The sequence below is a fragment of the Paenibacillus sp. L3-i20 genome, assembly GCF_022180385.2.
Lineage (GTDB): Bacteria > Bacillota > Bacilli > Paenibacillales > Paenibacillaceae > Pristimantibacillus.
This window is the reverse complement of sequence record NZ_BQME02000001.1, coordinates 2,202,796-2,217,027: the sequence shown is the minus strand read 5'-3', so window position 1 is coordinate 2,217,027 and position 14,232 is coordinate 2,202,796. Positions and strand designations below refer to the sequence as shown.

The window sequence follows — 14,232 nt, the reverse complement described above, 5'->3', positions numbered from 1 at the left end:
CGCATTTTTAATACAATAACTTTGGCTAAAACAACTCAATTTCAAGTAGACATCAAGAAGGGAAGAGGCCTTATGCGAACATCATTCATGAAAAAAATGTATATGCTGCTTATCGTTCTAATTGTGACGATCATCGGTTCGGGTGTTTGGCTAAATAACACCATTAGCAGCAACCTAGTGCCAGTCGCTTCAGCCGCTGTAGAACAAACGACCCCGGTCGCTGGTGAGAAGGGAACGCTCGTTATGGGCACTTCTCCTGATTATCCGCCATATGAGAACGTAGATGCAAAAAATAACGGCGAGATTGTTGGCATGGACATCGACATCGCCAAACACATTGCGGAGCAGCTAGGCTATAAGCTGGAAATCGCCAGCATGGATTTTAACGGCTTAGTCGCTGCCCTGCAAACAACACGTGTCGATTTTGTAATGTCTGCAATGTCTGTCACAGATGATCGTAAAAAAAATGTCGATTTCTCATCGACCTACTATGTCGCTCGTAATACGATCGTTTCGAAAAAGAGTGCTCCATTAGAAACAGTTGATTCGTTGGTCGGTAAGAAAGTCGGTACACAACTAGGTTCTACTCAGGACATATTCGCTCAAACGCTTGAAGGCGTAGCCCTTACAAAATTAAATCGCATTCCTGATTTAATCCAAGAGCTGAAGACAGGCCGCATTAATGCTGTTGTCGTCGAGGACGCCGTCGCTGTCGAGATGGTTGCGGCGAATCCTGATCTTATCATGAACTTCCTTCCACCAAGCAACGTGGAAGATGGCTATGCGATTGCCTTCCCTAAAGGCTCTACTCACGTCGAAGCCTTTAATGGCGTATTGGAAGAAATGAAACAGAACGGTGAGCTGGATAAGATCGTTAATAAGTGGTTTGCGACGGAGGAAGCGAAAAAAGAGGGTTCGATGCTTAACCTAGACTTCAGCATCCTTAAGGGCTACATGCCTTATATATTGAAGGGTGTCTATGTAACGCTATTGTTCACGTTTGTGTCTGCGTTGTTCGGATTTGTTTGGGGGACTATCCTTTCCCTATTCAAAATATCGGGTATCAAACCGCTTGAATGGTTTGCGACTGCATACACATCTATCTTCCGTGGAACACCGCTGCTCTTGCAGTTATTCCTGATCTATTATGCAACACCGCAGCTGTTCAATTATGATATTTCCCCACTGCTGGCAGCAGGCTTAGCGTTTGGTTTAAACTCTGCAGCCTATTTATCAGAAACGATTCGTGGTGGCATCATGGCAGTAGACAAAGGCCAGCGCGAGGCAGCTATGGCGCTAGGTGTCCCTTACTGGACAATGATGTTCAAAATTATTTTGCCGCAAGCCATACGTACAATATTGCCTGCACTTGTTAATGAATGTGTTGCATTGCTCAAAGAATCATCACTTGTATCCGTCATTGGTGTGCAAGATATAATGCGCAGAGCAGGAGTTGTTCAGGCAACGGAATTCCGAGCGCTTGAGGCATTGTTATTCGCAGGTGCGATCTATTATGTGCTTGTCCTTATTTTAACGTCATTTGCGCATTTGCTTGAGAGGAGGCTGCGTCGCAGTGATTAAAGTAACCGAACTTACTAAATCCTTTGGCAAGAACCAGGTACTCAAAGGTATTACTACATCGGTGGCACAAGGAGAGGTCGTTGCTCTGATCGGACCGTCAGGCTCTGGTAAATCCACCTTCCTTCGATGCTTGAATCTGCTGGAGAAGCCTACCTCGGGCAGCATTACAATAAACGGTGTGGAACTGACTAACCGCCAAACCGATATTGGAGCTGTTCGTCAGCGGATTGGCATGGTGTTTCAGCACTTTCACCTATTTCCACATATGACTGTGCTCGACAATATTACATTTGCACCCCGCACAGTAAAAGGATTATCCCCTGCTGATGCTAAGGATAAAGCGATGGTGCTACTAGAGAGAGTAGGTCTTGCAGACAAAGCAGACAGCTACCCTTCCAGACTATCCGGCGGGCAAAAGCAGCGTGTAGCAATCGCTCGAAGTCTAGCCATGGAGCCAGACATTATGTTATTCGACGAGCCAACATCTGCACTTGATCCAGAGATGGTCAAAGAGGTGCTTGCTGTTATTCAAGGGTTAGCAAGCTCTGGCATGACGATGCTCATCGTTACACATGAGATGAAGTTCGCTCGTGAGGCTGCTGACACAATCTACTTTATGGACAACGGACTTTTAGTAGAAAAGACCGCTCCACAGCAGTTTTTCACCCAGCCGCAGAGCGAGCGGGCAGCTCGATTTTTGGAGCAGGTTTTGTAGGGATTTGGGTTATGAGGGAGGACGGCGGAGTGCCGTCCTCTTTTTGTTTTGGAAGAGGAGATGACTTCGCAGGAATAGATTGAACAATTCTGAAGTTTATCATTTCCACATCACGTCAATTTCCTCGAATGATATCTTGCTTTCATTCAGCCCTCTTAGCTATTCGCACCTATTGTTTTTATGTACTCTGCATTTCTGTTTGTAGGAGACTGCAAAATTTACAAAAATAAAAATAAAGAAAGGATTCTCCAAAATTGAAACTAAATCCTTCGTGAACCAAACCTTCTGAATCAAAATCCTCACTACAAATTGTTGCAATGTACTCTATATCTTCATTACATGAGTAACACTTTTTTTGAATGGGTTCTGTTGCAAAAAGTGGCTCACCTAAAATTCTACAAATATATTCTGAGCCAAAGTCTTCAAAAGCCTTGTCCGAATCCCATTCTCCTGTCGGAGTGTCCGTTTCATATAATTCTTCTAATTTCACTTTAGTGAATGGCAATGGATAAGGGAGACGATCTTCTTCATCACTAAGCCAGTTGTCCTTGTCATTTTGTTTAAGAATAATAATCTCCCTTGTTCTAGGTTCGATTTTAAACACCTGCGTCGACCAATATGAAGAACAGTTTAAACAAGAAACCATTGGTATACTATCCAATTGATCATTTGATAATGTTGAGAGTTTATTATCATTAAGTTCAAAATTAAAGATGAAGTGTACATTAGTACCACAGTTTGGACAGATCGGAGTTTTCCATGAATCACTACCAAAAGTATGATGATGCCTATCATCTCCCGTAGTAACTCTATAACCATGAACCCTCATAAGATCATTATCCCCTAATTTTTATAGACTTTTTAACCATAACGAACTGATTGCTTGAGACTTTCGTTATATTTCGTATCAAAAAATTTTTTTGAACTATGAACTCATTCAGCATTCGATCTATTCCTATCGAACCTAGAAAGGAATTAAAACAATTCGTATAATGATGCTTCTTCCTTGCAATAACTAGTAACCGATTGAACAAACGCATATTTTGCTTTAATTAATACGTTAAACGTTCCATTAATTTTAACAATAATAGGCTCCGATTCATCCTTGAAGATTTCAATATCCCCTATATAGTTTTTTTGCCTGAAGAAAGTGAAATCTCTTGTACAGCTGAAAAGTCTACTCTAACATGAACTGTATTTCCACTATAATCGATCCATTTCTCAGGAGGAAAATCAGCATACCATGACATAACAAATGAAATTGCGACGACTCTACCTTCATCTGCGACTAACTTCACCTATACTCTAAGTAGTAATCTCAAAATCTATTAAAGGGAAAATGGCAACCGTCTTACTAATTACCGCCATTATATCATTCGGCTTTGAATTCTGTTAAAGATCCCTCCACCCTGTATCCGGTTTTGTTCTTCATCATACAGTAGTCGATATTCACAAGCCTTCACATGACGCATATGAGAGCCTGCTTCTTGGACTTGCTAAACGGCTAGGTTATTTTTCACAATTTAATGCAACGCTATTGTTTTTCTATAAAAATCATGTCTCGACGTATAATCATTGCTTTGCTAAACTCATTACAATTGTTGCTATAACGAATGTAAAAATGTACAAAAGGAGGCTATAAATCATGCGTACAGAAGAAGAAATGATGCGGCTGATTATGAGATTTGCAGAGCAGGAGCCCCGCATACGAGCGGTTATTATGAATGGTTCACGGATTAACCCCCATGCTGTGAGGGACAGATTTCAAGATTATGATATTGTGTATTTTGTTACCGATGTGCGGGAGTGGACGAAGAATCGTGAATGGGTGCAGCATTTCGGGGATATTCTCATTATGCAAACGCCTGATGATGGCATGCTTATTCAGGATGAACCACGTGAAAGCTTTGCCTTCCTGATGCAGTTCACCGATGGCAATCGCATCGATCTTACATTATCGCCAGTAGAGCAACTTGAGGGTATGCACCATGATAGTCTTAGCTTAGTTCTGCTGGATAAGGATAACCGAATCGGTACACTTCCACATCCATCTATCAATGATTACCGAACGAAGCCGCCAACGGCCGCACATTTCTTAGAATGCTGCAATGAGTTTTGGTGGGTGAACACTTATATAGCGAAAGGGTTGTGGCGTGGCGAACTCTATTATTCGAAGTTTCATTTAGAGGGACCTGTACGAGAGATGTTGATCTATATGCTGGATTGGTACATTGGTGTAAGTTCAAATTACGAAAGCAATCCCGGCAAGCTGGGCAAATACTATGAGGAGCTTCTGCCGCCCGTTCTTTGGCGGAGATTTGTTAGTACGTTTCCAGATGCCGACGAAGCCAACATCTGGCGTTCTTTATTTGCGATGGGCGATTTGTTCCGTGAAACTGCCTCCGTTGTTGCCGATCATTATGGCTTCAACTACAACGAAGGCGAGGATCAGCGTGTTACCGCCTACTTAAAGCACATTCAATCACTGCCTCAAAGCTGAGGGGGAATAAGCTCCGTCTTCCCATACATATATGGACTTAGTGCGGCGGGTATATATATCGAGCCGTCCTCCCGTTGATGGTTCTCAAGCAACGGAATGAGAATGCGCGGGCTCGCCACAGCTGTATTGTTCAACGTATGGCAGAAGCGTAACGTTCCATTTTCGTCACGATAACGAATGTTTGATCTGCGAGCTTGGAACGCATGGAGATTCGACGACGAGTGGGTCTCTCCGTAGGCCGCCCGGCTTGGCATCCATGTTTCCAAGTCATATTGCTTATACGTTTTTTGCGACATGTCGCCTGTACAGACTGCTACTTTCCTATAGGGCAATTCGAGCAGTTGGAGCAACGTTTCTGCATTTGCTGTTATCTCACCTAATATAGCATCCGATAGCTCTGGATCTGCACGGCAGATGACGACCTGCTCGACCTTAGCGAATTGATGGACTCGATACAGTCCATGCACATCCCGTCCCGCCGAGCCTACCTCGCTCCTGAAGCACATCGATGCTGCCGCAAGCTTAATCGGCTTCTCTACATCGACAATTTCACCGGCATGGAAGGTTACAAGTGGAACCTCCGATGTTCCAACCAAATAACTTTCTTCATCTTCCAGCCGATACGTTTGATCCTTCCCGAGTGGGAAATAGGCTGTGTTGCTCATCGCTTCCGGCCGGACCATAAGCGGCACTTCCATCGGGGTGAAGCCCTTTTCGATGAGCAGATCCAGTGCTAGCTGTTGAACGGCACGATGAAGTAACACACCTGCACCTTTTAAATAGTAGTGACGGCTTCCAGCGGTTTTTACACCTCTTGGTATATCGATAAGATCGTGAAGTTCACCAAGCGCTATGTGGTCCCTTATCTCATAATCGAAGCAAGGTAGATCCCCGACTTTCGCCAGTTCAACATTGTCAGCATCCGAACGACCAATTGGTGTATCAGGCGATACTCGATTAGGAACTAACTCATAGAGAGCCACGAATCGTTCTTCCACAGCCTTAAGTTCACAATCAAGTAGACTAAGTCGCTCATTAACTTCCTTTGTTTCAACCTTAATTACTTCTGCTTCCTCTACCCGCTTCTCCAACATGAATCGTCCAATTTCTTGCGATAGCTTGTTGCGTCTCTCGCGTAGTCCATCTGTTTCTTGGATAAGCCTTCTTTTCCGTTCATCCAGCTCAAGAAGGTCATCGACCGATATGTCGATTCCTTTGCGCTCCGCCGTTATCCGTACCTCTTCTGCGTTCTCTCTAATCCATTTCATGTCCAACATTCTGCCCGCGCTCCTTTTTTTGGAAAATACAAAAAACGCCCTTAATCCCACATGGGACGAGGAGCGTTTATCTCGCGGTGCCACCCAAATTGATCAGACAGACAACTACTACAGTCTGATCCTCTTTGTTCCGCGATAACGGGCAGATTCCGGTAAACTTAGGGGGAGCTGACCATATGACTGGTTTCCCCTTGACGAGAACGCCTCCGAGTTGGATACTCTTCACTGGCATAATAGTAATGTTAAGTTGATCCATATTGTAACTTATGCCACATATCAAACGCAAGCACAAATCAATCGTTGTTCCCCTCATTTGAATTACACGGTATATTGTAAATAATATCCATCGATACAAAAGGAGGATTTCGCATTGAAACCACTCTCCCATATTCAAGAGCTTACGACGCTCAAAACGATCGCAGAGACTCTCAATCAATCCAATGACGTTTTCGCCATGCTTGAAGTTGTACTTGAGAAACTTCTTGATGTAACAGGACTTACTTTTGGATGGATCTTTCTTATCGAGGACAATCGTGAATATACATTTGCTGCCGATCGCAATCTTCCGCCTGGACTGCTTCATAATGAAAAAACGCTTATGCAATGCGGGTCTTGTTGGTGCATGGACCAATATCATGATGAACAGTTAAACGATGCTGTCAATATTATAAGTTGTCGCAGGCTTAGGCATGCAAGAGAAGTAAACAGCGGCGATACTTGCGGCTTCACCCATCATGCCACTGTCCCACTGAAGATTGGGGAATACAAATTCGGGATACTCAATGTAGGTGCGGCGAATAAGGATCATTTTACACTCGAAGAACTGGCATTACTTCAATCTGTTGCCTATCAGATCGGTGTTGCAGTAGAAAGAATGCGACTTCATAAGATCGAACAACGAAGAGCTGAGCTGTTCTCTCGTCTTGGCCACTTCAGTCGTTCCCTCAATTCGTCTATTAGCGCTGGACTGCTCCATAATCAATTCATAGAGCGTGCGATAGAGCTACTAACCATTCATTTTGACTGGCGGGGTATAACACTGTTAGCAAAGAGTGACCAATATTATCAACTACAAGCTCTTTACTCTGGCAAAATAATGCTGAACGGCATCACTGTCTCTGCTCCTATAGAAGCAGATTGGCTGACTCCTATTGGGAATAACGAACGCTTCGCCCAAGTACATAGCGAGCTTGCAGGTACATTAATTAAGCATTGGGGTAAGCAAGACCACTCCCCTAACATCCATACAGTACTCGCCACAAAAATGTCTGATAGAGATTCGTCAGCGGACATCTACTTACTTATCGGATGTTCAGGGCCACCTTTCCTATCGGGTGTAGATGGAGATGCTCTTTGTGGAATTGTAGAACACATCCAAGCAGCGTGCCAGCAAGCAGAGATGGAAGAAACGCGCAGAGAGCTTATCCGAGCCGAAGAACGTAATCGACTTGCAAGAGATTTACACGATTCTGTTTCGCAAATGTTATTTTCAATCAGTATGACAGCCAAAGGAGCTAACGCACTTCTTTTTGAGCAAAATATTGCAGCAGCTCGCCATGCCATCACTGACATGGGCAGCATGTCGCAGGAAGCATTAAAGGAAATGCGCAGCCTTATTCTGCAACTCAGACCGACTACTTTAAATAATGGTATTGTTACGGCACTAAAGGAGTATGGAACACGTCTTGGTATTACGGTACATATGAGCACTTGCGAGCAGCTTAAAGAGATTTCTCCCCTTATCCAAGAAACACTATGGCGCATCGGCCAAGAATCGTTAAATAATATTTCAAAACATGCTGCAACCGATCGTGTGGAGATGGCACTGTCTATCCATAATGGAGAGCTCATTTTTGTCGTACAGGACAAGGGTTGTGGGATGAGCTTAGCTGACTCAACGGCAACAGGCGGTCTAGGTCTATCCATAATGAGAGAAAGAGTTGATTCATTGGGTGGACGATTGAAGCTGACCAGTACACTTAATGAAGGAACATTGTTAGAAGTGTTTATTCCAATAGCAGCTACTTTGAATAAAAGAGAGGATAAAAGCTTATGAGCATTCGTATTTTATTAGCAGATGATCACAAAATGGTGCGAAAAGGTCTTCAAATGTTCTTATCCTCACAACGAGATATTGAATTAGTAGGCGAGGCATCTTCGGGTATTGAAGCATTGCAGCTCGTAAGTCAGCTAGCACCAGACATTGTTTTGATGGATATACGAATGCCGGATATGAGCGGTATCGAAGCGACAAAAGAACTTTCGCGCTCACACCCTAATGTGAAAGTAATCATCCTCACCTCTTTCTCTGATCAAGATCACGCATTGCCCGCTATTCGAGCTGGAGCAAAGGGCTATCTACTAAAAGATATTGAACCAGATGAGCTTGCTTCCGTCATTCGCCGGGTACATGAAGGGAAAGTGGAGCTTCATCCCGACATTGCGAGTCAGTTAATGAATCAATATATTTCACTCTATCAGGAGGAGAACGCAAGTGAGAAGCAACAACCATATGAACAGCTAACTAAGCGTGAACATGATGTGCTTCGATTGATCGCTTCTGGCATGAGCAATCGTTCAATAGCAGAGGAACTAGTGATTACGGAAAAAACGGTGAAAACGCATGTTAGTCATATTTTGAGCAAAATTGGTGTGTCAGACCGAACACAGGCGGCATTGTACGCCTTAAAACATGGGTTGCATGGATAGTTTGGCATGTATTAAAAACTAGCAATACAACATATACGTGACGTTAGCAATCATTGAAGTCTAATCGAGACTAGGCAGTTCTCATCCTCCCACGCGCTCCTCTTTAACTCTCATACTAAAGTCGTAGAACATTCAGCCAAAAGTTGAATGTTCTTTCCTTATAAAGATCAATCCATATGCTGACGCTACTCTCTTAGAGTCATGTTACGATTACATCAGATCAATAGCCGGTTGAAAAAGAAAGGGGAACATTACTATGAACATCGTTATTTTGGCAGGAAGTAATCGTAAGGATGCTACAAGCACTCGTTTATCCGAATTTGTTGGGAGAATCGTTGCAGAAAAGGGGCACCGCGCTCAAGTTTTTGATCTGTATCAGAAGCCGCTGCCGTTCTATTCGCCAGATGATGAATATGAAAACACAGAAACGATTGTTGAATTTCAACAATTGATGCATCAAAGCGAAGCTATCGTATTAGCTACACCAGAGTATCATAGCAGTATATCGGGTGTACTCAAAAATGCACTTGATCATCTTGGTCAGGATCACTTCCGTGGGAAAGCTATATTGTCGATGAGCTCAGCAGGAGGTGCTGTTGGAACAAGCTCCTTACAACAACTTCAGTCGATTGTCCGCAACCTTCATGGCATTAATTCGGCAGAATGGGTTTCAATCGGCGGTGCTCAGCGCAACTGGTTCGCTGAATCACATACCGATCACGAGGGGGCTGGCGGCGAAGTTGTCGAACGAATTAAGCGTGTAACTTATTCATTCTTGGAACTAGCAAGCCGAATAAGAAGCTAACTAATAGGGCTGTTATGCCAAGTTGGTTCTTGGTATAACAACCCCTATTTTTATTGTTTTGCATATATGATTTTGGCTGCTTCTACTTTAGATAATGATTTCATATCTGGCCTGTCCACTTCCTTAAGATTCAGCGCATCTATAGCCGCAAGTTGCGTCGCTGTTACTGGCTGCTGCTGGATTAAAGCATCTAAATTGTCATAAGCTACTTGCTTAGCAAGCTCACGATCATCAAGTGCATCGATTAGCTGATATACCGCCTCTATTGCAACTTCCTCACTCTCTAACCCAAAGCCTGAATCCGTGCTGAGCAAGAAACGATCCGGGTACTTTTTAATAACGGGTACATAATCTTCAAGCGTGTATTCGCTATCCTTGTTGAACGCAGTAAATCCTGCAAAAAAATCAGCGTAAAGATTGGGACGTCCCTCAAGCAACAACTCTACATGACCTGGAGAGTTATATGCGTTGGCATGTGCAAGAATAAATGTAGTGTCCGGATACTTCTCTACTGCCTCAAGCAACTTATCAATAACTACACCGTTCAGTGGATCAATATGTAGAAGGAGAGGGGCTTTATACTCTGCACATAGTTCATAAATTTGCGGTAATACACCGTCCATTGGATGCTTTGTCTTCCACGGTACATTGGCGAGCAATGGAGAATGTATCGATGCGGCTGCAATTTCACCGATTCCGAAATAACCCTTCTCCAAATTCGCTCTCACCGTCTCGATTCCCGACTCCTCCAACAAATTGACACCAGAGAAAAAAGGAATAAACCGATCTGGATGTTCCAAATAAGCCCTCCATGCCAATTGATCAGTTTCGACAGCAACGGGTTCGGATACAGCTCCGAATAAAACAACTCGGTCAATGCTATGTTTATCCCATACTTCCAGCATTGCATTATATTTTGAGCTGCCTGCATTGTGGTTATGTGCATCAATTATTGGAATGTCCCCGTAAGCCGCCACCAGTTCCTCCAAGGTTTTTTTAGCTGCAGGCACAGGGCTTAATACTGGTAATACCGTCGATTCACTAACTGGTTGGTTTACTTGTTCAGATCCTGAATTTTCATCTACTTCATCCAAAAAGAATTCTTTCGAATAAACTAATAATCCAATGATAGCAATTAAGCTAATAACCAGCTTAGCAATCCGTATCCCCTTTGAGTTTTCCACATCTATGCTCCCTTAACTATTCATGATCGTATCGAAAAGATCATACCATTCGACATAAAATGTGTAAATTAGTTACATATATAAACCTGTAATCGCTGCTTCATTCCACAGATACAAAAAAAAGAGCCGCTCCGCTATGAGCTGTACCCTTTTTGCTAGATCAAACTAACAATTAGGAGTACAGTTCACAATAGAGACAACCCCATTGCTTACATTATATATATTACACTTGCTCAACAGCTTCAATTTCTAACGAAATTTTTATATCATCAGCAATGAGCACGCCGCCTGTTTCCAATGCAGCATTATACGTTAAACCATAGTCACTGCGTTTAATTGTACTCTTTGCACTGAAGCCTGCTCTTGCGTTACCCCATGGGTCTTTGCCTGAACCTTCGTAAGTCACTTCGAATGTTTCAGTACGAGTAACACCATGCAGACTTACTTCACCGGCAATTTCATACTCACCTTCACCCGTTTTCACAATTGAAATAGCTTTAAAAGCAAGTGAAGGGAATTTTTCTACGTCGAAGAAATCTACACCTCTTAAGTGTGCATCACGATCGGCATTACGAGTATCAACACTGTTTAAATTAATAGTGAAAGAAATATCCGCCGAAGTCAGGTCATTAACATCTGCTTCAACTTTAGCGTCGAATGTGTGAAACGTTCCCTTTACTTTCGAAATCATCATATGTCTTACCGAAAAATCGATTGCACTGTGTGATGCGTCTACTGCCCATTGTTTTTTTGTCATTATAAAAACCTCCATATATTTTTATTAACTAACTTAAATTAATTAACTAACTTTTTATATTATACATTTATCTTAAACTAAAGACATTTCATTGTCAACTGCTTTCTAAACTAGCGCTGTATGTACTATTAAACTATATTCTCCCTTATTAATCAGATGGCTCCTGTACAAATAACAAAAGGACATCTCCTCTAAGTAGAAACGCGCCGGCATCCGAGGCCTATCGTTTCTCTACTTACTGAATATGTCCCTCTCTTGCACTCTATTTCAAAAAAACTTCTTAACATGCGAGTATGCTAACGCATTACTAACGATTAGAAACTCGCAAGAGTCTTATTAATTAGTATTAAAATAATTATTCCGCTTCTTCACTTGCTTCTTCGGATGACTCCTCAGCTTCGACCGCGGCTGCCGCTTCTTCCAATTCCGCTTCAACTACATCTGCAGCCTCTACTTCAGCTACTTCTTCCACGCTCTCTTGAACAATTTCTTGTTCTTGGCTCATATTTTTCACCTCCTAGCATATTGTATTTTAATTGTAGCGCTTTCATAGAAACTAACAAGAGGTGTAAAATGTCGTTTCATAGGAAGTTTCTCCGCAAGGTGTATCACCCGCATATTCTTATTTTTATATACCTCGACTCAAGTCTAGGTTAAGGATAAGACTCTCGGAGGTTTTAAGCGGACACTGCAAAGGCTACGATTAGTATACATAAACGAACGGTTCAATTATTGATTCGATACTGATCTAGGAGGAACGAAAGTAATGTACAGCATACTTACTGGAATCGAGCAAGGGGCCTTGCTACTTCTGCTTATTATGAGCCTAATTGCCAGCAATAAAGCATCCAAACTTATCTACAGCCGTACAGAGAAGGAACTTTATCACAAAGCACGCAAAATGAAATTTTGGGCCATTAGTCTAACTATTCTCCCCCTCATTGCTATTGCAACCGACATTATCCTAGCAACTGTCGCACACCCCCTCATATGGATGGATCGACTGCTCTTACGTGCTCCGCTAGCACTATTAACGGTGGTGCTCATCTGGAGACTGAGTATGCCTAGACTGCGTCTTTTGGTCAAACGAACAGCAGGCCAAAGTGAACGAACACTAGATATCGCACGTAGAAGACATGCATCATGTGGTGCACTTGTAGCTCCCTTTACAATTACATCAGTATTCGCCTTAGGCAACTTCTACTTTATAATCTCACCACCAGCGCCATTTCAATGGCTCGGAGCGATACTGCCGCTTATCATCCTCTTTGCTTTAGGCGCGTTGTTATGGATATATCAATCATACCGTAATCAAAAGGCGACAGTTTCCATTGAGGGGTCGCTCAATACGGATAGTATTTAGAATAAATAACGGCTGATTATTTTGTGGAAAAGACTGTTTTTTACAACGAATCCCAAACACTCTATGTTACAATTAACAGAAATACTTAGTCCGTTATATCCCTGATTGGAACATAAGTAGGCGAAATAATTTCGTTTATTATTTACAACTATAATACTATTAATGACCTGTTATAAAGACATGCTTTGATTGTTTATTATGATCCATTATAATTTAAAAGGAACGGAGTGTTCATTGGTATGAAAATCAAGACAATTAGCGGGTCTCTCCTGCTGCTGCTCGGTATTGTGTTATTGCTTAATCAAGGTGAAACTTTTGGCCCCGGCAAAATATTTGCTTACTTTTGGCCATCCATGTTCGTGCTTCCTCTAGGTCTATTCTTCCACTGGTTGTATTTCGGTATGACTGGAAAAAAAGGAGTCGGGCTGTTAATTCCAGGCGGTATCTTAATAGTAGTCGGCATCGTGTGTCAAATTGCTATGTTATTCAATAGCTGGCATATCATGTGGCCGGGCTTCATCCTTGCACCAGCAGTTGGCCTGCTTGAATTTTATTGGTTCGGCAATCGCAACAAATGGCTGCTTATACCCATTAACATTTTGACGGTACTTTCTCTACTATTCTTTATCGTCTTTTCGTTTGGTTCACTTTTTAACAACGTGTTATCGGAGCAGCCGTACTTCGCTATACTCCTTATCGTAGGTGGAGCTGCTATTTTAACATTAAGAAAGAAAACGGACTAAGACGAGTATACTAATCGTCAAATCCATCGTTACCTATAATGAGGAGGCTTACCCTGCAATATGCTTACATTTGAACAAAAGCTTGAAATAATTACGTCCTTTCCTGAACTCCAGCGGAAGGACGTTTCGCTTGGCCGCGTAAACTTTCATTATGAAGATAGCGTCCATGAGAAAAAAACAGTCGTTTATCACTTGCACCCGAATGGCAACGGCTTCGTATTCGCCGGACTATTGAATGAGGCATCAGCAGATGCCAAAGGCATGGTTAATATTCGTGATGTTGAAGCAGAACAGCTTCACCAATTAATCGCCAGATCTATAGCATCATTGTCTGGCGCATCTAATGAAAGTACTACCCATATGTCAACAATTGTAGATAAGGCTAACTACCAGCCTTCACGAGCAGAATTTTGGAGAGGACCAGGCAACGCTCGCCTCACTTTGCTTCTGGAAGATGATCTCTGGTACGTTTATGCAGGCAAAGACCTTGAAATGGCTTTCGAAACTTATGATGAATCCGTCCAATATTTACTAGACGAACAGTTTCGACGCGAGTAGACAGGAATTCCGCCTCCCGATGTCTAATTGTTAACATACA

At 42.6% G+C, this 14,232-nt stretch carries 15 protein-coding genes; 9 read left to right on the top strand and 6 right to left on the bottom strand.

Annotated features, from left to right (window positions below):
- Positions 1–87 precede the first annotated feature (87 nt).
- Both MFF31_RS10420 and MFF31_RS10415 read left to right on the top strand, forming a co-directional pair.
- Complete coding sequence (locus tag MFF31_RS10420) at positions 88–1,581, top strand: ABC transporter substrate-binding protein/permease (protein WP_248565454.1); 1,494 nt, start codon at positions 88–90, stop codon at positions 1,579–1,581.
- Positions 1,574–2,296, top strand: coding sequence for an amino acid ABC transporter ATP-binding protein (locus MFF31_RS10415; protein WP_238187940.1), 723 nt, complete (start codon positions 1,574–1,576; stop codon positions 2,294–2,296). The genes MFF31_RS10420 and MFF31_RS10415 overlap by 8 nt, the downstream gene beginning before the upstream one ends.
- Positions 2,297–2,474: 178 nt before the next feature.
- Here MFF31_RS10415 and MFF31_RS10410 read toward each other — a convergent pair whose 3' ends face one another.
- Positions 2,475–3,125: an rRNA methylase gene (locus MFF31_RS10410; RefSeq protein WP_238187939.1), complete on the bottom strand. Its 651-nt coding sequence runs from the start codon at positions 3,123–3,125 to the stop codon at positions 2,475–2,477.
- A 295-nt stretch (positions 3,126–3,420) separates the two neighbouring features.
- A complete protein-coding gene (locus MFF31_RS10405) occupies positions 3,421–3,594 on the bottom strand; it encodes a hypothetical protein (RefSeq protein ID WP_248565453.1) in 174 nt (57 codons plus the stop codon).
- Positions 3,595–3,941: 347 nt separating this feature from the next.
- Between MFF31_RS10405 and MFF31_RS10400 the strand changes: the two genes are divergently transcribed.
- Positions 3,942–4,796 (top strand): aminoglycoside 6-adenylyltransferase, encoded by an 855-nt coding sequence (locus MFF31_RS10400; protein ID WP_238187938.1) that lies wholly within the window; start codon positions 3,942–3,944, stop codon positions 4,794–4,796.
- Here MFF31_RS10400 and serS read toward each other — a convergent pair.
- The gene (gene serS, locus MFF31_RS10395; RefSeq protein WP_238187937.1) at positions 4,787–6,073 is read right to left on the bottom strand and encodes a serine--tRNA ligase; all 1,287 of its coding nucleotides are present in this window, start codon (positions 6,071–6,073) and stop codon (positions 4,787–4,789) included. The genes MFF31_RS10400 and serS overlap by 10 nt on opposite strands.
- 370 nt (positions 6,074–6,443) lie before the next feature.
- On the opposite strand from serS, the gene MFF31_RS10390 reads away from it, so the two are divergent.
- The 3 genes from MFF31_RS10390 (at position 6,444) to MFF31_RS10380 (ending at position 9,587) form a co-directional block, all read left to right on the top strand.
- Positions 6,444–8,129, top strand: a complete 1,686-nt coding sequence (locus tag MFF31_RS10390) for a GAF domain-containing sensor histidine kinase (protein WP_238187936.1) — start codon at positions 6,444–6,446, stop codon at positions 8,127–8,129.
- On the top strand, positions 8,126–8,782 hold the full coding sequence (locus MFF31_RS10385; RefSeq protein ID WP_238187935.1) for a response regulator: 657 nt from the start codon (positions 8,126–8,128) through the stop codon (positions 8,780–8,782). The genes MFF31_RS10390 and MFF31_RS10385 overlap by 4 nt, the downstream gene beginning before the upstream one ends.
- A gap of 256 nt (positions 8,783–9,038) precedes the next feature.
- A complete protein-coding gene (locus MFF31_RS10380; RefSeq protein WP_238187934.1) occupies positions 9,039–9,587 on the top strand; it encodes an NADPH-dependent FMN reductase in 549 nt (182 codons plus the stop codon).
- A gap of 50 nt (positions 9,588–9,637) precedes the next feature.
- On the opposite strand, the gene MFF31_RS10375 is transcribed toward MFF31_RS10380, so the two are convergent.
- From MFF31_RS10375 to MFF31_RS10365, 3 genes are all read right to left on the bottom strand, one after another.
- Positions 9,638–10,771: an amidohydrolase family protein gene (locus tag MFF31_RS10375; RefSeq protein WP_238187933.1), complete on the bottom strand. Its 1,134-nt coding sequence runs from the start codon at positions 10,769–10,771 to the stop codon at positions 9,638–9,640.
- Positions 10,772–10,994: 223 nt separating this feature from the next.
- Positions 10,995–11,528 carry a YceI family protein gene (locus MFF31_RS10370; protein WP_238187932.1) on the bottom strand — a complete coding sequence of 178 codons (534 nt, stop codon included), beginning with the start codon at positions 11,526–11,528 and terminating at the stop codon, positions 10,995–10,997.
- Between the two features lie 355 nt (positions 11,529–11,883).
- On the bottom strand, positions 11,884–12,033 hold the full coding sequence (locus MFF31_RS10365) for a hypothetical protein (protein ID WP_238187931.1): 150 nt from the start codon (positions 12,031–12,033) through the stop codon (positions 11,884–11,886).
- A 261-nt stretch (positions 12,034–12,294) separates the two neighbouring features.
- Between MFF31_RS10365 and MFF31_RS10360 the strand changes: the two genes are divergently transcribed.
- From MFF31_RS10360 to MFF31_RS10350, 3 genes are all read left to right on the top strand, one after another.
- Positions 12,295–12,891, top strand: a complete 597-nt coding sequence (locus tag MFF31_RS10360; RefSeq protein WP_238187930.1) for a hypothetical protein — start codon at positions 12,295–12,297, stop codon at positions 12,889–12,891.
- A 239-nt stretch (positions 12,892–13,130) separates the two neighbouring features.
- Positions 13,131–13,634, top strand: a complete 504-nt coding sequence (locus tag MFF31_RS10355; RefSeq protein WP_238187929.1) for a hypothetical protein — start codon at positions 13,131–13,133, stop codon at positions 13,632–13,634.
- A 60-nt stretch (positions 13,635–13,694) separates the two neighbouring features.
- Positions 13,695–14,192: a hypothetical protein gene (locus MFF31_RS10350; protein ID WP_238187928.1), complete on the top strand. Its 498-nt coding sequence runs from the start codon at positions 13,695–13,697 to the stop codon at positions 14,190–14,192.
- Positions 14,193–14,232: the final 40 nt, after the last annotated feature.

What these genes read in the sequence shown, in the direction of transcription:
- MFF31_RS10420 (WP_248565454.1), top strand. Translation starts at nt 88, where the DNA reads ATGAAAAAAATGTATATGCTGCTTATCGTTCTAATTGTGACGATCATC.
- MFF31_RS10410 (WP_238187939.1), bottom strand. Translation starts at nt 3,125, where the DNA reads ATGAGGGTTCATGGTTATAGAGTTACTACGGGAGATGATAGGCATCAT.
- MFF31_RS10400 (WP_238187938.1), top strand. Translation starts at nt 3,942, where the DNA reads ATGCGTACAGAAGAAGAAATGATGCGGCTGATTATGAGATTTGCAGAG.
- serS (WP_238187937.1), bottom strand. Translation starts at nt 6,073, where the DNA reads ATGTTGGACATGAAATGGATTAGAGAGAACGCAGAAGAGGTACGGATA.
- MFF31_RS10385 (WP_238187935.1), top strand. Translation starts at nt 8,126, where the DNA reads ATGAGCATTCGTATTTTATTAGCAGATGATCACAAAATGGTGCGAAAA.
- MFF31_RS10380 (WP_238187934.1), top strand. Translation starts at nt 9,039, where the DNA reads ATGAACATCGTTATTTTGGCAGGAAGTAATCGTAAGGATGCTACAAGC.
- MFF31_RS10370 (WP_238187932.1), bottom strand. Translation starts at nt 11,528, where the DNA reads ATGACAAAAAAACAATGGGCAGTAGACGCATCACACAGTGCAATCGAT.
- MFF31_RS10365 (WP_238187931.1), bottom strand. Translation starts at nt 12,033, where the DNA reads ATGAGCCAAGAACAAGAAATTGTTCAAGAGAGCGTGGAAGAAGTAGCT.
- MFF31_RS10360 (WP_238187930.1), top strand. Translation starts at nt 12,295, where the DNA reads ATGTACAGCATACTTACTGGAATCGAGCAAGGGGCCTTGCTACTTCTG.
- MFF31_RS10355 (WP_238187929.1), top strand. Translation starts at nt 13,131, where the DNA reads ATGAAAATCAAGACAATTAGCGGGTCTCTCCTGCTGCTGCTCGGTATT.
- MFF31_RS10350 (WP_238187928.1), top strand. Translation starts at nt 13,695, where the DNA reads ATGCTTACATTTGAACAAAAGCTTGAAATAATTACGTCCTTTCCTGAA.